Source organism: Streptomyces sp. NPDC055632 (assembly GCF_053618675.1).
The window spans coordinates 58,234-78,458 of the sequence record NZ_JBSHHY010000011.1 but is presented as its reverse complement, the minus strand read 5'-3'; the positions used below and the strand labels follow the sequence as shown (position 1 = coordinate 78,458).

18 protein-coding genes are annotated in these 20,225 nt (G+C 73.2%); 14 read left to right on the top strand and 4 right to left on the bottom strand.

Translation table 11 applies throughout. The annotated features are described in order from the left end of the window. Positions 1-809 precede the first annotated feature (809 nt). The 4 genes from ACWGSR_RS16760 (at position 810) to ACWGSR_RS16745 (ending at position 6,235) form a co-directional block, all read left to right on the top strand. The gene (locus tag ACWGSR_RS16760) at positions 810-2,276 is read left to right on the top strand and encodes a S8 family peptidase (RefSeq protein ID WP_453567142.1); all 1,467 of its coding nucleotides are present in this window, start codon (positions 810-812) and stop codon (positions 2,274-2,276) included. 130 nt (positions 2,277-2,406) lie between these two features. Next, on the top strand, positions 2,407-3,972 hold the full coding sequence (locus ACWGSR_RS16755; RefSeq protein ID WP_453567140.1) for an ABC transporter substrate-binding protein: 1,566 nt from the start codon (positions 2,407-2,409) through the stop codon (positions 3,970-3,972). Between the two features lie 202 nt (positions 3,973-4,174). Then, a complete protein-coding gene (locus tag ACWGSR_RS16750; protein ID WP_376235092.1) occupies positions 4,175-5,101 on the top strand; it encodes a DMT family transporter in 927 nt (308 codons plus the stop codon). Between the two features lie 219 nt (positions 5,102-5,320). Further along, positions 5,321-6,235 carry a TetR family transcriptional regulator gene (locus tag ACWGSR_RS16745; RefSeq protein WP_376235094.1) on the top strand — a complete coding sequence of 305 codons (915 nt, stop codon included), beginning with the start codon at positions 5,321-5,323 and terminating at the stop codon, positions 6,233-6,235. Positions 6,236-6,404: 169 nt separating this feature from the next. On the opposite strand, the gene ACWGSR_RS16740 is transcribed toward ACWGSR_RS16745, so the two are convergent. Next, positions 6,405-7,073 carry a TetR/AcrR family transcriptional regulator gene (locus tag ACWGSR_RS16740; RefSeq protein WP_376235096.1) on the bottom strand — a complete coding sequence of 223 codons (669 nt, stop codon included), beginning with the start codon at positions 7,071-7,073 and terminating at the stop codon, positions 6,405-6,407. 129 nt (positions 7,074-7,202) lie between these two features. Here ACWGSR_RS16740 and ACWGSR_RS16735 point away from each other — a divergent pair, with 129 nt between their 5' ends. From ACWGSR_RS16735 to ACWGSR_RS16690, 10 genes are all read left to right on the top strand, one after another. Next, positions 7,203-8,141, top strand: a complete 939-nt coding sequence (locus ACWGSR_RS16735) for a DMT family transporter (RefSeq protein ID WP_366377744.1) — start codon at positions 7,203-7,205, stop codon at positions 8,139-8,141. Between the two features lie 99 nt (positions 8,142-8,240). Further along, positions 8,241-9,041 carry an MBL fold metallo-hydrolase gene (locus ACWGSR_RS16730; protein WP_376235099.1) on the top strand — a complete coding sequence of 267 codons (801 nt, stop codon included), beginning with the start codon at positions 8,241-8,243 and terminating at the stop codon, positions 9,039-9,041. Between the two features lie 67 nt (positions 9,042-9,108). Beyond that, a complete protein-coding gene (locus ACWGSR_RS16725; protein WP_376235102.1) occupies positions 9,109-9,810 on the top strand; it encodes a DsbA family oxidoreductase in 702 nt (233 codons plus the stop codon). A gap of 234 nt (positions 9,811-10,044) precedes the next feature. Then, positions 10,045-11,223, top strand: coding sequence for an aminotransferase class I/II-fold pyridoxal phosphate-dependent enzyme (locus tag ACWGSR_RS16720; protein ID WP_376235105.1), 1,179 nt, complete (start codon positions 10,045-10,047; stop codon positions 11,221-11,223). After that, on the top strand, positions 11,213-11,785 hold the full coding sequence (locus tag ACWGSR_RS16715) for a DUF6190 family protein (RefSeq protein WP_376235107.1): 573 nt from the start codon (positions 11,213-11,215) through the stop codon (positions 11,783-11,785). The genes ACWGSR_RS16720 and ACWGSR_RS16715 overlap by 11 nt, the downstream gene beginning before the upstream one ends. A 45-nt stretch (positions 11,786-11,830) precedes the next feature. Further along, on the top strand, positions 11,831-12,634 hold the full coding sequence (locus tag ACWGSR_RS16710; protein WP_366377739.1) for a dihydrodipicolinate synthase family protein: 804 nt from the start codon (positions 11,831-11,833) through the stop codon (positions 12,632-12,634). Beyond that, positions 12,631-13,500: an iron-containing redox enzyme family protein gene (locus ACWGSR_RS16705; protein WP_453567135.1), complete on the top strand. Its 870-nt coding sequence runs from the start codon at positions 12,631-12,633 to the stop codon at positions 13,498-13,500. Before ACWGSR_RS16710 ends, ACWGSR_RS16705 begins: the two co-directional genes overlap by 4 nt. Beyond that, positions 13,497-13,814: a Rieske (2Fe-2S) protein gene (locus ACWGSR_RS16700; RefSeq protein WP_366377737.1), complete on the top strand. Its 318-nt coding sequence runs from the start codon at positions 13,497-13,499 to the stop codon at positions 13,812-13,814. Before ACWGSR_RS16705 ends, ACWGSR_RS16700 begins: the two co-directional genes overlap by 4 nt. Then, entirely contained in the window at positions 13,811-15,268 is a 1,458-nt protein-coding gene (locus ACWGSR_RS16695) for a purine-cytosine permease family protein (protein ID WP_376235114.1), read from the top strand. Before ACWGSR_RS16700 ends, ACWGSR_RS16695 begins: the two co-directional genes overlap by 4 nt. A 48-nt stretch (positions 15,269-15,316) precedes the next feature. Further along, positions 15,317-16,249, top strand: coding sequence for a PDR/VanB family oxidoreductase (locus ACWGSR_RS16690; protein ID WP_453567133.1), 933 nt, complete (start codon positions 15,317-15,319; stop codon positions 16,247-16,249). A gap of 66 nt (positions 16,250-16,315) precedes the next feature. On the opposite strand, the gene ACWGSR_RS16685 is transcribed toward ACWGSR_RS16690, so the two are convergent. The 3 genes from ACWGSR_RS16685 to ACWGSR_RS16675 form a co-directional block, all read right to left on the bottom strand. Further along, positions 16,316-17,398 carry a Zn-dependent alcohol dehydrogenase gene (locus ACWGSR_RS16685; protein WP_453567250.1) on the bottom strand — a complete coding sequence of 361 codons (1,083 nt, stop codon included), beginning with the start codon at positions 17,396-17,398 and terminating at the stop codon, positions 16,316-16,318. A 53-nt stretch (positions 17,399-17,451) separates the two neighbouring features. Continuing rightward, positions 17,452-18,843, bottom strand: a complete 1,392-nt coding sequence (locus tag ACWGSR_RS16680; protein ID WP_453567131.1) for an aldehyde dehydrogenase family protein — start codon at positions 18,841-18,843, stop codon at positions 17,452-17,454. Between the two features lie 455 nt (positions 18,844-19,298). Continuing rightward, positions 19,299-20,189: a class F sortase gene (locus tag ACWGSR_RS16675; RefSeq protein ID WP_453567129.1), complete on the bottom strand. Its 891-nt coding sequence runs from the start codon at positions 20,187-20,189 to the stop codon at positions 19,299-19,301. Between the last annotated feature and the right edge of the window lie 36 nt (positions 20,190-20,225).

Genomic DNA, 20,225 nt, shown 5'->3' with positions numbered 1-20,225 from the left:
TCAGGACCGGCCCGGACCGGGGCGGGGCGGGAATTCCGCGCGACGCATTCCGCTCCCGTTCCCGGATCACCGGTCCGCGCGAGTCGATTCCGGAACCGTATCAAGGAGGCAACGGCAGCACACGGGCACGGGAGCGGGATTTTCACCGTCCCTCCCCGTACGAAACGGAAAAAGCCGCGCGACGCGAAATCGTCGGCGGCGAGTGGCCGGATTCGCGAGGGGTCGCTCGCGTTCGGCCCGGTATTCCACAAGAACGAGTGCCCGGGCGCGCGGAAGAGCCTTCGGCGACGGGCGCGCCGCGGAGCACGCCCGGCCGACCGCGGAAAAGCAGGGCGCGATGCCATCCGGCCGGGACTGCCCGAGGGCGGCGCGCACAGCTCGTTCCGCACGCCCGTGCACAATGCCGGCCGACCGAGGCTGGGCCGGTCCCGCACGGGTTTCGCACGGGGCCGCGAGTCCGGTCGGCCGGCACCCGAACCTAGGGTCCCGCGCGCGCTCCCGAACATCCGGAGAGCCGGTTCCACGGATACGCAATCAACCCTCTGGTGCCGTCCCGGGCGTCGTGCACCGCTCCCCGGGCCGTCGCGGCCCGCGTCGAGATAAATAGGTGTCCGTATGTGCGGCACCCGGATGGTCTTGCGGTCGCTCCCGTTCGTAGGTTTCCGCCCATCGGTCGATCATCCGCCCTCCACGGCGGCCGACCGCACCACGACGGGCCACGGGCGCACCGATCCCCGCCCTTCGTGCACACCCCCACCTGCCGACCCCCCACAGCAGAACGGGCGGCATCCGGAAAGTAAGGAACCACAGTGCACGGTTTCACCCCCCTCCGCATATCCCTCGCGGTCGCGACCGCCGCCGCGGTGATGGGCACCGGCGTCGCCTTCGCCGGCGGCTCCTCCGACACGGCCCCTCCCGCCCGCACCGGCGAGGTCACCGCCCCCGTGGCCACCGACGTCACCGGCGCCACCGAGCTCGTCCAGGGCTTCATCGTCGGGTACAAGTCCCGGGCCGCGGAGGCGAAGTCGAACGCGGCGGCCGAGAAGGACGCCGAGGCCAAGGCCGGCAAGACCGGCGAACCGGTCTCCTTCGAACGCCGTCTGGGCACGGGCGCAGCCCTGGTCGAGCTGCCCGAGGCCGACGAGGTCCGGGACGCGCAGAAGGTCGCGGCGGCCTTCCTGGCCGACCCGGACGTCGCCTACGTCGTCCCCGACCGCCGGGTGTACGCCACCGCGGTCGACCCCGCCGAGTACGAAGCCCAATGGGACCTGTACGAGACCACGGCCGGCATGAACGTTCCTCCGGCCTGGAAGCGGGCCACCGGCAAGGGCGTCACCGTCGCGGTCATCGACACCGGCATCACCAAGCACGGCGAGCTGGGCTCCAAGGTGCTGCCCGGCTACGACTTCGTCTCCGACACCTGGACGGCCAACGACGGCGGGGGCCGCGACAACGACCCCTCCGACCCCGGGGACTGGCTGAAGAAGGGCGAGTGCGGCAAGGACAAGAACGGCAACCCCGTTCCGTCCGGCGACAGGAACAGCTCCTGGCACGGCACCCACGTCGCCGGCACGATCGCGGCCGCGGCCGACGGGTCCGGCACGGTCGGCGTGGCCCACGAGGCGAACATCCTGCCCGTCCGCGTCCTGGGCAGGTGCGGCGGAACGACCTCCGACATCATCGACGCCGTCACCTGGGCGTCGGGCGGAACCGTTACCGGCGTGCCCGCCAACAAGAACCCCGCCGCGGTCGTCAACATGAGCCTGGGCGGCAAGTTCACCTGCGACCAGGCCTACAACGCCGCCCTCAAGGGCGCCAGGGACCGGGGCACCACCGTCGTCGTGTCCGCCGGCAACGACAACACGGACGCCGCCGCCTACAGCCCGGCCGGCTGCGCCGACGTCATCACCGTCGCCGCCTCCGACCGCGAGGGCAACCGGGCCTCCTACTCCAACTACGGCAAGGTCGTCGACGTCACCGCCCCCGGCGGCGAGACCGCCGTGCGCGCCGCGGACGGCATCCGGTCCACGCTCAACAAGGGGACCAAGTCCCCGGGCGACGAGACCTACGCCTCCTACCAGGGCACCAGCATGGCCGCCCCGCACATCGCCGGCCTGGCCGCCCTGCTGAAGCAGAAGAGCCCCTCCCTCACCCCCGCCCGGATCGAGCAGACGATCAAGAGCAACACCCGCGCGCTGCCCGGCACCTGCTCCGGCGGCTGCGGTGCCGGCCTCTCCGACGCCGACAAGACCCTGAGCGCCGTCACCGGCGGCTGATCCGGGTCCCGCACCGGCCTGTCCCTTCCCCGATGTCCGCGCAGCCCCGGCGACTTCCCCCGCCGGGGCTGCGCGGCATCGCGTCGGCCGTCCGCCGACGATTCCCCCCACGCAGAAGGAAGACGATCGCATGAAGCGCGGAAGCCTCGGCATCACGGCGGGAGCCTGCGTGTTACTGGCGGCCTGCGGGTACCGGCTGCTGCCGTTCACGGCCTCGCCCGGAGAACCCGTCGTCATCGGAACGGCGAACAGCCTCACCCGCCTCGACCCCGCCGGGGGCTACGACAGCGGGTCCTGGGCGCTGTACAGCAACATCTACCAGGCACTGCTCACCTTCGACCCCGGGGCGACCGTCCCCCGGCCGGACGCGGCCGAATCGTGCGGGTTCACCGGGTCCCTGACCACCTACCGGTGCAGGGTGCGCGAGGACCTCGTGTTCTCCAACGGGCATCCGGTCACCGCCGAAGCCGTGAAGCACTCGTTCGACCGCATCCTGGACATCCGCGATCCGCTCGGGCCCTCGCCGCTGTTCGCGAACCTCGTCTCGGTGGAGGTGAGCGGCCCCTTCGTGACCTTCCACCTCGCGACGGCGGACGCCACCTGGCCCTCCAAGATCGCCACGCCGGCGGGGTCCATCGTCGATCCGGCCGAGTTCCCCCGGAGCGCGCTCCGGACGCGGCGGACCTTCCCGGGTTCGGGCCCCTACGTCGTCTCCTCCCACGAGGAGGGCGCCCGGATCGCCCTCGTACCGAACCCCTCGTACCGGGGAGCCGTTCCCGAGAAGGGCGAGCCGGTCGAGATCCGCTACTACAAGACCTCCCAGGAGGTCGAGAAGGCGTGGGACGCGAAGGAGATCGACATCGCCCACGCCGGGCTCACCGCCGCGACGCTGGCGACCCTGGAGGGCGGCGAGGACCCGGACGTGCGCCTCTCCGTCGGGGAGAGCACGGTGGGGCGCTACCTCGTCCTGAACACGCGCCCGCCGCACCGGCCCCTGGGGGACGTCGCGGTCCGCGGAGCCGTCGCCGCGCTCGTCGACCGGGGGCGCCTGGCGGAGACGGTGTTCAAGGACACCGTGTCGCCGCTCTACTCGCTCGTCCCGCGCGGCGTCACGGGACACGGCACCGACTTCTACGACGTGTACCCCGAATCGGACCCGGAGTGGGCGGCGCGGCGGCTGCGCGACGCCGGCGTTCCCACTCCGGTGCAAATCACCCTGGGCCACCAGGTCGGCAGCGCCGCCGTCGAGGCGCGCGCACTGAAGGCGCAGCTGGAGCGGAAGGGGCTGTTCCGGGTGGAGCTGGTCGAGGAGGCCGACTGGGTCGCGTACCAGGAGCGGTACAAGAGCGGTGAGTTCGACGCCTACGTCCTGCAGTGGAGCCCCGACTTCCCCGATCCCGACACGTTCGTCCAGCCGCTGGTGGGGAGCGGCAACGCCCTTCACAACGGCTACGCGTCGGCCTCGATCGACGGTTCCATCGAGGTGACGCAGCGGTTCGTCGACCGCGCCAGGAGCGTCGAGCGGTTCCGGGCGATCCAGCGGGTGGTGGCGCGGGACGTCCCGCTGGTGCCCCTCTGGCAGAAGAAGAACTACGTGGCGGCCCGGCCGGCGGTCGCCGGGGGCCACTACCTCGTCGCGGACAACAGCGGGGTGTGGCGGCTGTGGGAGCTGCGGCGGGAGCGGTCGACGGGGTAGCCGCGCTCTCGGCACGGTCCGGGGCCCGGCTCGGGCACCGGGCTCGGCATCGGGTTCGGGGTCGGCATCGGGTTCGGGGTCGGGGTCGGGGTCGGCTTTGGCCTCTGCTCCAGGCCCCCGGGCTCCGGGCTCCGGGCCCCGGGCCCCGGGCCCCAAAAATATTGCGGTGGGCCCCGAACGATCCTCCGCCTACCGTCGGGGCATGCAGAAGTCGTCCTCCCGGCTCGCGCTCGCCGCGGCCGGTGTCACCGTCGTCCTGTGGGCCTCCGCCTTCGTCTCCATCCGCAGCGCGGGTGCCGCCTACTCCCCCGGCGCGCTCGCGCTCGGACGGCTCCTCTCCGGGGTCCTGGTCCTCGGCGCCGTCCTCCTGGTCCGGCGGGAGGGATTGCCGCCCCGGGCGGCGTGGCCCGGGATCGCGGTCTCGGGGCTGCTCTGGTTCGGGGTGTACATGGTGGTGCTCAACTGGGGCGAGCAGGAGGTCGACGCGGGCACGGCCGCGATGGTGGTGAACGTCGGACCGATCCTGATCGCCCTGCTCGGCGCGCGGTTCCTCGGGGAGTCCCTGCCGCCCCGGCTCCTCGCGGGCATGGCGGTGTCGTTCGCGGGGGCGGTGACGGTCGGCCTCTCGATGTCCCGGGGCTCCTCCGGCGGCCACGCCTCGGTGCTGGGGGTCCTCCTCTGCCTGCTCGCGGCGGTGGCGTACGCGGGCGGGGTCGTCGCCCAGAAGCCGGCGCTCGCGCACGGCAGCGCGCTCCAGGTGACGACCTTCGGGTGCCTGGTGGGGGCGGTGGCGTGCCTGCCGTTCGCCGGGCAGCTGGCCGGGGAGGTGGGGCGGGCGCCGCTGTCGGCGACCCTGAACATGGTCTACCTCGGGGTGTTCCCGACCGCGCTCGCGTTCACGACCTGGGCGTACGCCCTCGCCCGTACGACCGCCGGGCGGATGGGCGCGACGACGTACGCCGTGCCCGCCCTCGTGGTGCTGCTCGCGTGGGCGTTCCTGGGCGAGCTGCCCGGTCCGCTCACCCTCGCCGGGGGCGTGCTGTGCCTCGCGGGCGTGGCCGTCTCCCGCTCCCGTCCGCGCTCCCGGTCGCGGGGTTCCGAGGCCACCGGAACGGCCGAATCCACCTGACAGGCCACGCCCCGGGTTCCGGTCACTTCGCGGGCGCCCGGCGCCGGTCGCGCGCCCGCGACCTGGGAGGGAGGGTGGCGTCAAGCCCCAATTCCGGCCGGGCGGAGGACGAGCCACGTTTCGCCACTCTCCGGCCGGATAGTTTCGAGTCGGTCACGGGCACGGGCCGGAACGCAACACTCCGACACCTTCCGAACAACCAACCCGACGGGGGAGCCGATGGCGATTCAACAGCGGGCGGAACGGACCAGACAGGAGATCCTGTCGGCGGCCGCGCGGGTCTTCGACAGACTGGGGTACGAGCGGGCGTCCCTGGCGAGGATCGCCGGGGAGGCCCGGGTGACGACGGGCGCGCTGGTCTTCCACTTCGCGACGAAGGCGGACCTGGCGGTCGCGGTGCGCGCCCGTGCCCGCGCGGTCACCGGCATCACCGTCGAGTCGGCCTGCTTATCGACCGAGGGGGTGGGTGGCACGGCGGTCGACAAGCTGGTGATCACCACCCACGCCCTCATCCGGCTCTTCGAGACCGACCACGTGGCCCGGGCGGGCGAGCGCCTGGCCCGCGAGCTCCAGCCGGCCGACCCCGCCCTCTCGCGCGACTGTCCCTGGCGGCGCGAGGTGGGCCGTCTGGCGCGGTACGCGGTGGCGGAGCAGGCGCTGCGGCCCGGCGTGGACGCGACGGCGGTCGCGACGCTGATCGGCTACGTGGTCACCGGGGTCGAGCTGGAGATGCGCCGCCCCTGCCCTCCGGCCGACGCGCTCCGGCTCCTCGCCGACGGCGGGCCGCAGGGCCCGTGCGTCCCCGAGACCGGCGCCCTGCACGGCTCCGCCGAGGAACGGCTGCGCCGCATCTGGGAGTTGGTCCTGCCCGGTCTCGTCCATCCGGCCGCCCCGCCGCCGTACGGCTCGGTCGACGCGCGGAGACCCGGCCCGACCTCGACCCCGGCACCCCACGCGCCGGGGCAGACCCCGTACGGCCCCGCTCCGGCCCCCGCCTCCCCCTCCCCGGGCCCCCGCCCCCAGGCTCCGCGCACCGCCGCGCCGGACCCGCGCGCCCAGGGTCAGGCGCCCCGCCCGGCGCCGGGCCCCACACCGCCGCCCCGCTCCACCCCGCGCGCCCCGCGGCCCACGTAGGCCCGGGCGGCGCCGGACCGGGGGCATCGACGGGCCGGGCCCCCGCCGGCGCCCCGGCTTCCGGCCCCTCCTGGCGAAACCCTTCGCGGGCCTCCTCGTGGCACCCCTCGCGAAACCCTTCGTGAGCCCCCCTCGTGGAACCCCTCGCGAAACCCCTCCCGGAGTTCCCTCAGCGCCCGTCCCCCGACCGCAGCAGCTGGCGGGCGAAATCCGTCAGCGAGCGGCCGACGCGCTCGACCGACAGGCCGAGTTCGTGGCGCTGGAACTGGAAGAGCTCCGGCGACAGCGGGCTGAGCGCGATGTCGATCAGCGGGTCCGGGTCCCGGACCCCGTGGGCGACGAGGAGCGTCCGGACGTGGACGCGCCAGAAGCCGTACGCGCCCGTCCGGAAGCGCGCCGGGCCCGTCTCCGCCCCCAGGGCCAGCGGCAGGTGCCGTTCGAGGAGGTCGAGCATCGCCAGGTAGAACGCCGCGAGGCGCTCCCCCGCCGGCGCGCCGGGCCCGAGCGGCGGGGGGCCGTAGATGAGCTGCCCCTGGAGCCGGCGTTCGTGCTCGTCGAGCAGCGCCACGGCGACCGAGGACGGATCGGGGAAACTCCGGTAGAGCGTGGCGCGGCCCACCCCGGCGGCCTTGGCGATCCGGTCCATGGTGACCGACCGGGGGTCCTGTTCCGCGAAGAGCCGTTCGGCCGCGGCCAGGATCTGGGCGCGGTTCCGCTCGGCGTCCGCGCGTCTGCGCGGGGCGACCGGCCGCTCGTCCGCGGCCTGGAGGTCGCCGAGGAGCCCGTCGACCCGGTGCACGGAGTCGGCTCCCCCGCCCCGCTGCTCGTCGTCGCTCATGGCCCGACCCTACTTCCCTCAAGTTCTCCCCAAGATAAGTGGACACCTTGTCCACTTGCCGTGTCGAGTGGCATGCTAAACGGACTCAGTGTCCATTTACCGCTCGCCATCCCGCCCCAGGGAGATCCCATGCACACCGCGCTCCTCGCCGCGGCCCTGCTGGTCGGCTGCCTCCTGGCCGTCCAGGCCTCGGTGAACCTCCAGCTCAACTCGGCCGTCGGCACCCCCTACGGCGCCTCCACCATCCAGCTCGGCGTCGCGACCGGCCTGCTCGTCGTCCTCGCGGTGGCGGCCGGGGCGCTCGGCGCGCTCGGCAAGCTGCCCGACGTCGAGCCCTGGCAGCTGCTCGGCGGACTGGCCAGCCCGCTCTACATCACCAGCGGCATCCTGCTCTTCCCGCGGCTCGGCGCCCTCGCCGCCGTCGGGCTCTTCGTCACCGGCCAGATGTTCGCCTCGCTCGCGCTCGACCTCTTCGGCCTCCTCGGCCTGGAGCGGAAGGAGCTCAGCGCCGGCATCGTCCTGGGCGCCGTGGCGGTCCTCGCGGGCATCGTCGTGATCATCCGGGGCATGAAGGCCGCGGCCCCCGCCGGCGCCCCCAGGATGTCGAGCGCCGGGCGCGCCGGCTGGCTCGCCCTCGGCGTCGTGGCCGGCGCCGTGCTGCCGGTGCAGGGCGCGGTCAACGCCCAGCTGCGCGCCCAGCTCAAGGAGCCCATCACCGTCGCGGTGATCAGCTTCGCCGTGGCGACCTTCACCATCGCCGTCGTCCTGCTCGTGCTCTACGCGACCCGCCGCACCCCGAAGCCCAAGATCGCCCCGCTGAAGAAGATGCCCTGGTGGGGCTGGCTCGGTGGCGCCTGCGCCGCCGCCTACGTCACCGGCACCTTCCTGCTCATCCCGTCCATCGGCGCGGCGGTGACCATCGCCCTCACCGTGACGGGCCAGCAGCTGACCTCCGCGCTCATCGACCACAAGGGCCTGTTCAAGCTTCCGCAGCGCTCCCTCACCAAGCCGCGCGCCCTGGGCCTCGCCCTGCTGATCGCCGGCTCCCTGACCATCCAGCTCGTCTGATCCCGGGCCGGAGCCCCCGGGGCCCCCGCCCGGGAGCTCCGGCCCGCTCGGTGCGTCACGCGAGACGCGTCACGAGAGGCGCGTCGTGAAAGGTGCGTCATGAAAGCGTCGTACACCGCCGGGCCGGACATCCACGTCCTCCCCTCGGCCCTGCCCATCCCCGGTCTCGGCGACCAGCCGGTGAACGCCTTCCTCGTACGGTCCGGGGAGCCCTTCCTGGTGGACACCGGGATGCCCGTCGACCGGGAGGGCTTCCTGGACTCCCTCTGGTCCCTGATCGACCCCGCCGACCTGCGCTGGGTCGTCGTCACCCACGACGACCGCGACCACACCGGCTCCCTCGCCCGCATCCTGGAGACCGCGCCGAACGCGAAGGTGTTGGCCAACGCGATATCGGCGACGCGAATATCCGAAGAGTTCAGCATTCCGCAGGAACGCCTGGTGACCGCCAATCCGGGAAGCCATGTGAAAATCGGCGACCGCGAGCTGAGTTTTCACCGGCCGCCCACGTTCGATTCACCCGGGACCCTCGCCGTGTTCGACCACTCGGACGGCACTCTCTACAGCTCCGACAGCTTCGGCACGGTGGTGGAGGAAATCACCCAGGACTTCGCCGACCTCGCCGAGGAGGAGTTCTTCCACGGGTTCGAGGTGCTGAACCGGGCGATAGCCCCCTGGACCGCGCTGGTCGACGAGGAGAAGTTCCTCCGGCCGGTGCGCGGCCTCGCCGCCCTGAACCCCGCGCGCCTGCTGAGCGCGCACGGGCCGACCGTGCGCGCGGACGCCGTGCCCCGGCTCTTCGACGCCATGGCCCGCATCCCCTCCCTGCCCGCCTGGCTGCCCGGCGCCGACCTCGACCTGGAGGCGGCGCTCGACGCCCAGGAGTCCCTCGCCGGCTGAGCCCCCGCGGCTCCGCTCCGACCACGCCCCACCCACGTACGCGTACACGCACGAACCGAGGAGAACCATGCCCGACCCCGTCCTCACCGATCCGATCCCGCCGCGCGGAGTCATCACCGTCTTCTCCGACATCTGGTGCTCCTTCGCGCACATCGCCGTCCACCGGCTGCACACCACCCGGGCCCGGCTCGGCCTGGAGGAGCAGGTCTCCTTCGACCTGCGCGCCTTCCCGCTGGAGCTGCTGAACGACGCCCCGAGCCCGCGCCCCGGCACGGACAGCGAGGTCGCCCGGATGGCCAGCCTGGAGCCGGGCGCCGGCTGGCAGCTCTGGCAGGCCAAGGACTGGCTGTACCCCTCCACGACGCTGCCCGCCCTGGAGGCGGTCCTCGCCGCGAAGGAGCAGAGTCTGAACGCCTCGGAGCAGCTCGACCTCGGGCTGCGCCGGGCCTTCTGGGCCGAGTCGCGGTGCATCAGCCACCGCAAGGTGATCCTGGACGTGGCCGCGGACACCGGCGCGGTGGACGTCGACGCCCTCACCGAGGCGCTGGACGACGGGCGGGCCCGCCGGGCCCTCGCGGACCAGGCCGCGCTCTCGCGGACCGACCGGATCAACTGCAGCCCCCACCTCTTCCTGTCCGACGGCTCGGACCACGCCAACCCCGGCATCGACGTGGGCTGGGAGGGCGCGTACGGCATCGGCTGGCCGGTGATCGCCTCCGACGACCCGAAGGTGTACGAGGACATCCTGCTCCAGGCCGCCACCGAATAGCGCCCGGCGGATGGTTGAATTCGCTGCAATAATCGACTGAACACCAGGTACGACGGCCAGGCGTTCCTCCCGGAGGAATGCCTGGCCGTCGTACCTTTTTTTTGCCCGCAGAACATCGCGATGATTATTAATTGCGTGACCCGGCCGTTATTCGCAAGGGCGCTCGAAGCTCCTACAGTCGTCCCCGCCGCCGGAATTCCGGACGCAGATTCGCATCGACAGCGGGAGTTCTTCATGTCGTTGACCGACAAGGCAGACGTCAGCACGTTCGTCGACCTCACCCAGCACGAGATCGAAGCCCTGAAGACCCGGTTCAACCTGGCCGACGCGCACACCCACCAGCGCCAGTCCGCCTCCCAGGAGCGGATCGTCTCGCGGCTCCCCGAGCTGTGGCACGAGTCCGAGTCGAAGCAGCAGGCCCACTTCGAGCGCCAGTTCCTGGACGCGTTCTTCCGCCTGCACCGGCAGCCGACCGCCCGCGCCATGGACCGCACGCTCCTGTCGTACTCCGCCAGCGTCTCGACCATGGTCGCCGGCATGTTCCTGAAGCAGCGCGGCATGTCCGTGCAGCTCGTCGAGCCCTGCTTCGACAACCTCGTGGACCTGCTGCGCAACATGCAGGTGCCGCTCGGGCCGGTGGACGAGTCGGCGCTGCACGACAAGGACGCGATCTACGACCGGCTGGTCGAGGAGATCCACGCGGACGCGATCTACCTCGTCGACCCGAACAACCCCACCGGCTTCACCCTGCTCGCCGAGAAGCTGGAGGGCTTCCGCGAGGTCGTCCGCTACTGCGTGGACCACGACAAGGTCCTGGTGATGGACTTCTGCTTCGCCTCCTTCGCGCTGTGCGACGAGGGCATCGGCCGGGTGGACATCTACAAGCTGCTCGAAGAGTCCGGCGTCACGTACATGGTCATGGAGGACACCGGCAAGACCTGGCCGATCCAGGACGCCAAGTGCGCCATGATCACCGCCAGCCGGGACATCCAGGAGGAGGTCTACAACCTCCACACCAGCGTCCTCCTGAACGTCTCGCCCTTCGTCCTCAACATGGTCACGCAGTACGTCGAGGACTCCATCACCGACGGCTTCGCCTCCGTCCGCGACATCATCACCACCAACGGCGAGGCCGCCCGCGCCGCCCTCGACGGCACGATCCTGGAGCTCCAGGAGCCGGTCGTCGGCACCAGCGTCGCCTGGTTCCGGATCAAGCCGGAGCACCTGACCGCCACCCAGCTCCAGGCCGTCCTCTTCGACGAGGAGGTGTACGTCCTGCCGGGCACCTTCTTCTACTGGAACAGCAAGGAGAAGGGCGAGCGGTTCGTCCGGCTGGCCCTGGCCCGCGAGCCCGAGGTGTTCGCCGGCGCCATGGAGCGGATGCGGAAGGTGCTCGAGCGCTATGCGGCCTGACACCGACGCCGGCACCGACGCCCCCGTGTTCGTGGACGCCGCCCTCTTCATGGGCATGCACAGCGGGGACGGTGCCGTCCGGACCGCGGCCAAGGCCTTCTTCGCGGGCCGGCTCGCCGCCGGGGACGCCGGCCGGGTCCTCATGAGCTGGGAGCAGGTCGGCCGCTGCGACGACCTCGTGTGGGGGTACGACCGGAAGACCCAGGACGAGTACTACCCCTTCATGGACGTCCTCCACACCGACCTCGCCGTCGAGCGGATCGGCTACGAGGAGGCGGACGTCCGCCGGGCCTTCACCGCGCCCGAGCTGGACGGCCTGCCCACCCACGAGCGGCTGCTGCTCGCCCAGGTCGCCAACCGCGGGGGCACGCTGCACACGGCGAGCCCCCGGCTGCTCCGGACGACCGGCCTGCCCGTCGCACCGCTCGTCCCGGCCGCACCGCTCGATCCGGGCGCGCCGGCGGGCGCCCCCTCCCCCGACAGGGAGCCGGTGTTCCCCGCCTACCTGGAGGACCTCTACCAGCGGTCGCTGGTGCTGACGGTCGCCTCCGACACCCTCTGAACAGACCTCCACCCTCTGAACAGACCTCGGAAAGGCCCCCCTTCCATGCCTGGCACCTACTCCGGGACGATCGTCCCGCTGATCACCCCCCTCGACGAGCACGGCACCGTCGACGAGCAGAGCGTCGCCCGCCTCCTGGACCACGTCCGCTCCGAGGTCACCGGCCTCATGCCGGCCCTGACCTCGGGCGAGGGCTGGAAGCTCGACGCCCGGCAGTGGCGGGACGTCGTCGCGTACACCGTGAGGCACGCCGGCGGGCTTCCCGTCCTCGCCGGCATCCAGCTCCCCGACACCGCCTCGGTGATCGACCGGGCCCGTACGGCCGTCGAGCTCGGCGTCGACGCCGTCGTGGTCACCACCCCGTTCGGCGCCGACGTGACGCAGGACGCGATCGTCGACCACTACCGGGCCATCCGGGCCGCCCTCGACGTACCGATCTTCCTCTACAACGAGGAGGCGCTGTCGGGCAACCGCATCGAGTTCGACACCCTGCTGCGGATCTGCGAGATCCCCGGGATCGTCGGCATCAAGGAGTCCAGCGGCGACGCCGCCTTCACCCGGAAGACGACCGAGTCCGGCACCGGCGTCCCGGTCTTCGAGGGCTGGGAGAACCTCCTCGCCGACGTCCGCGGCGTCGACGGCTTCATCGGCCCGCTGGCCAACCTCGAACCCGCGCTGTGCAACGCGATGCTGGTCGACCCCAGCCCGGAGCGGCAGGCGGAGCTCAACGCCGTCTGCGAGCGGTACGGCATCTTCCGGGACGACTGGTACCGCTGGGTCAAGAAGGAGCTGCACCGGCGCGGCGTGATCTCCTCGACCACCACCCACGAGGAGGCGAAGGCGGCATGAGCGGCCTGCCCTCCGCCTCCGCCCCCGTGGCCGCGCACTCGGTCGCGGCCCCGGCCGCGACCGCCCAGCGCGAGCTGCACGCCCTCTACCGGCGGGTGCCCAGCCTGGGGGACTACGGGTCGATGACCGCGATCGAGGAGCGGTGGATCCTGCCCAAGGCGCGGGCGTACGAGGCGTCCGCGCCCCGGTTCGGCTCGGCCGGCGAACTCCTGAGCGCCCTCAAGGACTTCCTGGCCGAGGAGGAGGCCGCGCTCCCCGAGAGCGCCACCTTCCTCGCCGAGCACGCCACGCTCGATCAGTTCACGACCGTGGTGCGGCAGTTCGCCCTCGACGGGCTCACCGAGTCCGAGTCCCTGCTGCCGGTCGTGCCCCGGCTGCCGTACCGCTCGGCGATGGCGGTCTTCCGGGTCCTCATCGACGAACTGGGCTGCGGCAACGAGGAGAAGGCGCACTCCCAGCTCTACCGGGACCTGCTGACCGAACTCGGCCTGAGCCTGCGCCTGGAGGACTACCTCGACGAGACGGTCCCCGAGTGCTACGCGTACGTCAACATGTTCCACTGGCTGGCGAGCCGGGCGTCCTCGCCCCAGTACTTCCTGGGCGCGTACGCCTACTTCGAGACCAGCGTCCTGTACGCCTTCCAGAGCTTCGCGCGGGCGGCCAAGCGGCTCGGGATCAGGAACGACGCCTACTACACCGAGCACCTCTACATCGACTCGTACCACAGCAGTCACATGCGGACGGCGATCCGCGCGCTCGACGAGCCGGACCTCGCGAAGATCTGGGCGGGCGTGCGGCTGGCCTCCGACATCGTCGGCACGGCCACGGAGGCGGCCGTGGCACGGGCGCGGGAGACCGTCGCATGACGGCCGTGCCCGTCGGGCGGCGGCGGGACGACGAGCCGACCGTCCGCCAGGTGACCGAGGACCTCGTCCTGGTCGAGGCCGGCGGCCGGAAGGTCCTCGCGGCCGCCGTCTGCCCGCACCGCGGGGGCCGGCTCAAGTACGGCAGGGTCGACGGGGACAGGCTGCGCATCACCTGCCCCCTGCACCACACGACCTTCGACCTGACGAGCGGGGAGCGGCTCTCGGGGGCGGCGTGCGCCGCCATCCGGGTGGTCGACGTCCTGCCCGGCCAGGACGTCACCGCTCCCGATCTCCCCTCCGGAGGCGCTCCGTGACCACCACACCGACCGGGGCGGCGTCCACCGCGGCGCCGCCCCGTGCGGCCACGGCCGAACACGACGGCGTCGCGCCCGTGCCCGAGGCCGAACGCACCTCGTCCCCGGCCGACTTCGGCTGGATCTGGCCGTCCGCGCAGTTCTCGTTCGGCACGGTCGTGCTCGGCGCGCTGCCCGTGGTCTTCGGCCTCGGCTGGTGGGCCTCGGCGAGCGCGATCACGGTGGGTGTCGCCGTCGGGACGGCGCTGCTCGCGCCGCTGGCCCGGTTCGGCGTCCGCACCGGCACCAACGACCCCGTGTCCAGCGGGGCGCACTTCGGGGTGCGGGGCAGGGTCGTCGGCAACGTCCTCACGGTGGTGACCGCGCTCGGCTTCTTCGCCATCGCCGTGTGGACCGGCGGCACCGCCGTCATGGTGGCGGGGCACCGGCTGCTCTCCACCCCGACGGGCCCGGGGGCGCTGACCGTCGCCATGCTCGTGACGGCGGCGGCGGTCGCGCTGGTCGCCGTGCGCGGCCACGAGGCGCTCGTCCGCACGTACCGGATCACCGCCGTCACCGGCGGGGCGGTCCTGCTCGGCACCCTCCTCGTCCTGGCCCCGAAGTTCGACCCGGGGTACGGCGGCGGGCCGCTGGCCCTGGACGGCGTCCTGCACACCTGGCTGCTCGCGGCGACCGCCTCCGCGACCGTGCCGCTGTCCTACGCCACCTTCCAGGGCGACTACACCCGCTTCATGCCGTCCTCCACCCGGCCGGGACGGGTGGCCCGGGCCAGCGGCGTGGCGATGTTCCTCAGCAGTCTCGCCGCGCTGCTGACCGGCGCGTACGTGACGACCCTCTTCCCCGTGCCCGACGAGCCGTGGCTCCAGGGCCTGACGGACGCGGTGCCCGGCTGGTTCGCGGTGGCGGTGGTGCTCTTCGGCTTCGCGGGCACCCTGCCGCAGGCCGGCCTCTGCCTGTACGCGGCGGGCCTCTCCGCCAACTCGGTGTTCTGGCGCTCCTCGCGGGCGGCGGTGACCACGGTGGTCGCGCTGCTCGCCGGGGCCGTGCTGTACCTGGGGGCGGTGGTGTACGACGCCATGGACGCGATGTCGGCGTTCGTGACGCTGCTGCTCACCGTCGTCGCGCCGTGGGCGGCCGTGCTCTTCGTCGGGTACGGGCTCCACCGGGGCCGGTACGACGCGGAGGCGCTGCGCTCCTTCACCACGGGCGGGGGCGGGCGGTACTGGTACGTGCGCGGGGTCAACCCGCGGGCGGCCGGCGCCTTCGCCGCGGGCTCCCTGGTCGGGGTCCTGTGGGTCAACAACCCCCTGTACGTCGGCCCGCTGACCGACCTCACGGACGGCGTCGACCTGAGCCTGCCGGCCTCCTTCACGGTGGCCGCGGTGCTGTACGGGGTGCTCTGCCGGGTGTGGCCGGAGCCGCTGCTCCCGCCGCCGGCGGGCGCCGCGCGCTGATCCCGTACCCGTTCTCCTTCCCGTCCGTTCCGAGCTTCGAGGTGTCGCATGTCCGTGTTCCGGCTGACGGTCCGGTCGGTCGTCCGGGAGGCCGAGGGCGTCCTCGGGCTCCTGCTCGCCGACCCCTCGGGCGCCGACCTGGCCCCGTGGGAGCCCGGCGCGCACCTGGAGGTCACCCTGCCGTCCGGGGCGGTCCGGCACTACTCGCTGTGCGGCGACCCGGACGACCGGGAGGTCTACCGGCTGGGGGTGCTGCGGGAGCCGGCGGGCCGGGGCGGTTCGGAGGAGGTCCACGCCTCCGTGGGCCCGGGCACGGTCCTCGGGGTGCGGGGGCCGTTCAACCGCTTCCCGCTGGTGCCCGCCGAGCGGTACCTGTTCGTCGCGGGCGGCATCGGCATCACCCCGCTGCTTCCGATGCTCCGCTCCCTGCCCCCGGCCTCCTGGTCCCTGCTGTACGGGGGCCGGAGCCTGGCCTCGATGGCGTACCGCGAGGAGCTGGCGGGGCTGCCCGGGGTGACGCTGGTGCCGCAGGACACGGCGGGACTCCTCGACCTGGACGCGGCCCTCGGGGCGCTGCCCCCGTCGACGGCCGTCTACTGCTGCGGTCCGGAGGGGCTGCTGCGGGCGGTGGAGGAGCGTTGGACGGGGGCGCTGCACACGGAGCGGTTCGGGGCGGCGCCGGCGACCGCGCCGGTGCCGGTGCCGGACCCAGGGGGCGGTTTCGAGGCGGAGCTGCGCCGGAGCGGGCTGACGGTCCGGGTGGAGCCGGGGCGGAGCCTGCTCGACGCGGTGCGGGAGGTGGTGCCGGGCGTGGCGTACTCCTGCGAGGAGGGCTGGTGCGGCACCTGCGAGACGAAGGTGCTCGGGGGGACGCCCGAGCACCACGACTCCGTCCTCGGCGAGGCGGAGAAGGCCGCGGGGGCCTCGATGATGATCTGCGTGGGCCGCTCGCGCGGCCCACGCCTCACCCTCGACCTGTGATGTCGCGGGAGTCTGCCGCGTGAGCCTCAGGGCTTCAGGGCTTCAGGGCTTCAGGGCTTCAGGGCTTCAGGGGAAGACGACCAGGGCCCGGCCGCCCTTGCCCGCGAGCATGTTGTCGAAGGCGCCGGGGATGCCGTCCAGGGTGATCCGCTCGGTGACGAGGGAGCCGAGGTCGAACCGGCCGGCCCTGATGTGCCCGGCGAGGACCGGCAGGTCCTCGGCCGGGTTCGAGTTGCCGTAGACGCAGCCGGCCAGGGTGCGGCCCCAGTGAAAGATCTCCAGGGCGTTGAAGGTGACCTGCTGGTCCTTGCCGCCGATGCCGACGACCGTGGTCCGGCCGCCGCGCCGGGTGGACTCCCAGGCGGTGCGGATGGTGACGGCGCGGCCCACGCACTCCACGGCCACGTCGACGCCCTGCCCGCCGGTCAGCCTCCTGATGTCCTTCGCCGTGGTCGCGGAGGCGACGACGTACTCGGTGGCCCCGGCCGCCCTCGCGAGGGCCTCCTTCTCCGGGGAGACGTCCACGGCGACGATCGTCGCCGCGCCCGCGATCCGGGCGGCCTGGAGCGCGGCGAGGCCCACGCCGCCGACGCCGTACACCGCGACGGTCTCGCCCTCCCGGACCCGTGCGGAGTGGTGGACCGCGCCCCAGCCGGTGAGCACGGCGCAGCCGAGCAGGGCGGCGTCGGCGAGCGGGACGCCGTCGGGCACGGGCAGGACGCAGCGGGCGGCGACGACCGTCTCCTCGGCGAAGGCGGCGACGTTGAGGCCGGGGTGCAGCTCGGTGCCGTCCTGGGTGCGGGCGTGGATGTTGCCCGCGCCGGTCAGGGCGTCGGCGCAGAGCCAGACCTCGCCGAGCGAGCAGGGGTGGCAGCTTCCGCAGGACGGCGCCCAGTTGAGGACGACCTCGTCACCGGGGGCGACGTGCGTGACGCCCTCGCCGACGGAGACGACGGTGCCGGAGCCCTCGTGGCCGAGGACGGCCGGGACCGGTACGCGCATGGTGCCGTTGGAGAGGGAGAGGTCGGAGTGGCACACGCCGGCGGCGGCGAGGCGGACCCGGACCTGGCCGGGGCCGGGCTCCGGGAGCTCGATGTCGGTCATCTCCAGCGGAGCGCCGACGGCGGGCAGGACGGCGGCGCGGATCAGGCTCACGTGCGGTGCTCCTCGGGGCTCGGGCTGTTTCCAGGAAGGGCGCGGGCTCAGAACTGCAGGGACTTGGTCTGGAGGTACTCGGCGAGGCCGTGCGCGCCCAGCTCCCGGCCGACGCCGGACTGCTTGTAACCGCCGAAGGGGGCCAGCGGGTTGAAGCGGCCGCCGTTGATGTCGACCTGGCCGGTGTCCATGCGGCGGGCGAAGGCGACGGCCTCCTCCGGGTCGCCCCAGACGGCTCCGGCGAGGCCGTAGACGGTGCCGTTGGCGATGGCGAGGGCCTCCGCCTCGTCCTCGTACTTCAGGAGCGAGACGACCGGCCCGAAGATCTCCTCCTGGGCGATGGTCATGTCCGGGGTGACGTCGGCGAAGACGGTCGGGGAGACGTAGTAGCCGGTCTCGCGCGGGGCCTCGGGGCCGCCGGCGACGAGCCGGGCGCCCTCCTCGACCCCCTTCTCGATGTAGCCGCGGACGCGCTCCTGCTGCTTGGCGTTGACCAGCGGGCCGACGCGCTCGCCGGGGACGTACTTGGCGACGGCCTCGGCGGCGAGCGCCACCGCCTCCTCGTACCGGTCGGCGGGGACCAGCATGCGGGTCCAGGCGCTGCACGTCTGGCCGGAGTTGGACATGACGTTGGCGACGCCGACGGCGACGGCCTTGGGGAGGTCGGCGCTCGGCAGGATCACGTTGGCGGACTTGCCGCCGAGTTCGAGGGCGACCCGCTTGACCGCGCCGCCCGCGAGGGCGCCGATGCGGCGGCCGACGGCGGTGGAGCCGGTGAAGGAGACGAGGTCGACGTCCGGGTGCTCGGCGAGCGCCTGACCGGCGACCGGGCCGAGGCCGGTGACCAGGTTGAAGACGCCGGCGGGCAGGCCCGCCTCGTGGGCGGCCTCGGCGAAGAGCTGCGCGGTGAGCGGGGTGTCCTCGGCGGGCTTGAGGACGGTGGTGCAGCCGGCGGCGAGGGCCGGGGCGACCTTGGCGACGATCTGGTGGAGCGGATAGTTCCAGGGGGTGATCGCGGCGACGACGCCGACCGGCTCGGCGTAGACGGTGGAGTTGCCGACCTTCTCCTCGAAGGGGTGGGTGGCGGCGAGTTCGGCGTACGTGCCGGCGACGGCGATCGGCAGCCCGGCGTGGACGGCGGCGGCGAGCTGCGGCGGGGCGCCGAGCTCGGCGGTGACGGTGGCGGCGATCTCCTCCGCGCGGGCGGCGAGCGCGTCGCGCAGGGCGGCGATGCGGGCGGAGCGCTCGGCGGGCGGGGTGGCGGCCCAGCCGGGCAGCGCGGCGCGGGCGGCGCGTACGGCGGCGTCGACGTCCTCGGCGGTGCCGGCCGGGACGTGGCCGATGACCTGCTCGTCCGCCGGGTTGACCACCGCGATGGTGTCCGTGGAGGAGGCGGGACGCCATTCCCCGCCGATGTACATCGCGTCGTGCGCCTTCATCCGCTGTCTCCTCACGTTACCGACGGGTTCGTCGCCCACCCAAACTAGCGCCGTTAGTTTTCCGGCGCCAGGGCGGCGGGGCGTGCCCCGGGTCTCAGTCCCGGACCGGTCCGGTGCCTCCACGGGATTTCCGGTACGGAGCCGATCGTGCCGCCCCGGACCGGGCGCCGTCCACGGCGGAACCGGACAGGCACGGAGCACCGGAACCGGACCGCTCCGCCTTGCCGCCGGGGGACGCGGCCCGGACGCGCCGCCGCGCCCGGCGGGGCGCACACCGGTCGGTGTGGCCCGCCGGGCGCGGCGGGAGGGGGTCGACGGAGCGGCTGGGATCCGTCGACCGGACGTTCGAGGCGCTTCGGCACTTCAGTGTGCCGGTACTTCAGTGTGCCGGTATTTCAGCGTGCCGGTATTTCAGCGTGCCGGTACTCGTGTCGGTACTCGGCGCTCCGGGAGCGTCAGATCTTCTGGGCGATGTCGGTGAGGTGGGCGAAGACGACGATGTTCGCCTCGTAACCCGTCTTGCGGTCGAAGGCTCCGCCACAGGTGAGCAGTCGCAGTTCGGGCCGCCCGGTGGCGCCGTACACCTCCTCGTCGGGGAAGTCGTTCTTGGCGTACGTCTTGATGCGGTCGACCGTGAAGACGGCCACCTTGCCGTCGGCGCGGGCGACCCGGACGGTGTTGCCGGGGTTGAGGACGCCGAGGTTGAGGAAGACCGCGGGTCCGGTGAGGGTGTCGCGGTGACCGACGACGACGGCGGTCCCGCGCTCGCCCGGCGTGGGCCCCTTGGCGTACCAGCCGACGATGCTGGGGTTGTCGACCGGCGGGGCGGCGAGCTGCCCCTTCCGGTCGAGGTGCAGGTCGGTCACGGGGGCCTCGATGGTGATGGCCGGGACGGCGACGGCGGTGGGGCGCGAGCGGGGAAGCGGCGCGAGCGCTCCCTGGGACGCGCTCCTCGGCCGGGGCACGGCCTTCGGGGAGGGCGTGCTCTTCGGGCTCGTCGGGCTCGCCTGGTTCTTCGGGCTCGTCTGGCTCGTCGAACTCTTCGGGCTCGTCCGATTCGCCTGGCTCGTCGGGCCCTTCGGGGAGGGCACCGCCTGCGCAGGAGGCGCGGCCTTCGGAGAGGGGGCGCTCGCCGGCGGGGGCGTGCTCTCCGGCGGGGCCTCGGGTTTCGCCTGGCGGTCCAGGGCGGCCGGAGCGCCGGCCGCCGCGACCGCTCCCGCCGCCTCCACCTCCGCCGTTCCGGCTCCGCCGGAAGCGGCAGGGGCGGCGGCGAGGGGCGGGGCGGCGGGTTCCTCGTCGCCCGCCCACCAGAAGCCTCCGACCACCAGGACCACGACCGCCGTCACGGTCCTGGCGAGCCGGAACAGGCGCCGTCGCCTGCG

Coding starts and splice junctions, on each gene's coding strand:
- ACWGSR_RS16755 (WP_453567140.1), top strand. CDS start 2,407: ATGAAGCGCGGAAGCCTCGGCATCACGGCGGGAGCCTGCGTGTTACTG.
- ACWGSR_RS16750 (WP_376235092.1), top strand. CDS start 4,175: ATGCAGAAGTCGTCCTCCCGGCTCGCGCTCGCCGCGGCCGGTGTCACC.
- ACWGSR_RS16745 (WP_376235094.1), top strand. CDS start 5,321: ATGGCGATTCAACAGCGGGCGGAACGGACCAGACAGGAGATCCTGTCG.
- ACWGSR_RS16740 (WP_376235096.1), bottom strand. CDS start 7,073: ATGAGCGACGACGAGCAGCGGGGCGGGGGAGCCGACTCCGTGCACCGG.
- ACWGSR_RS16735 (WP_366377744.1), top strand. CDS start 7,203: ATGCACACCGCGCTCCTCGCCGCGGCCCTGCTGGTCGGCTGCCTCCTG.
- ACWGSR_RS16730 (WP_376235099.1), top strand. CDS start 8,241: ATGAAAGCGTCGTACACCGCCGGGCCGGACATCCACGTCCTCCCCTCG.
- ACWGSR_RS16725 (WP_376235102.1), top strand. CDS start 9,109: ATGCCCGACCCCGTCCTCACCGATCCGATCCCGCCGCGCGGAGTCATC.
- ACWGSR_RS16720 (WP_376235105.1), top strand. CDS start 10,045: ATGTCGTTGACCGACAAGGCAGACGTCAGCACGTTCGTCGACCTCACC.
- ACWGSR_RS16715 (WP_376235107.1), top strand. CDS start 11,213: ATGCGGCCTGACACCGACGCCGGCACCGACGCCCCCGTGTTCGTGGAC.
- ACWGSR_RS16710 (WP_366377739.1), top strand. CDS start 11,831: ATGCCTGGCACCTACTCCGGGACGATCGTCCCGCTGATCACCCCCCTC.
- ACWGSR_RS16705 (WP_453567135.1), top strand. CDS start 12,631: ATGAGCGGCCTGCCCTCCGCCTCCGCCCCCGTGGCCGCGCACTCGGTC.
- ACWGSR_RS16700 (WP_366377737.1), top strand. CDS start 13,497: ATGACGGCCGTGCCCGTCGGGCGGCGGCGGGACGACGAGCCGACCGTC.
- ACWGSR_RS16690 (WP_453567133.1), top strand. CDS start 15,317: ATGTCCGTGTTCCGGCTGACGGTCCGGTCGGTCGTCCGGGAGGCCGAG.
- ACWGSR_RS16680 (WP_453567131.1), bottom strand. CDS start 18,843: ATGAAGGCGCACGACGCGATGTACATCGGCGGGGAATGGCGTCCCGCC.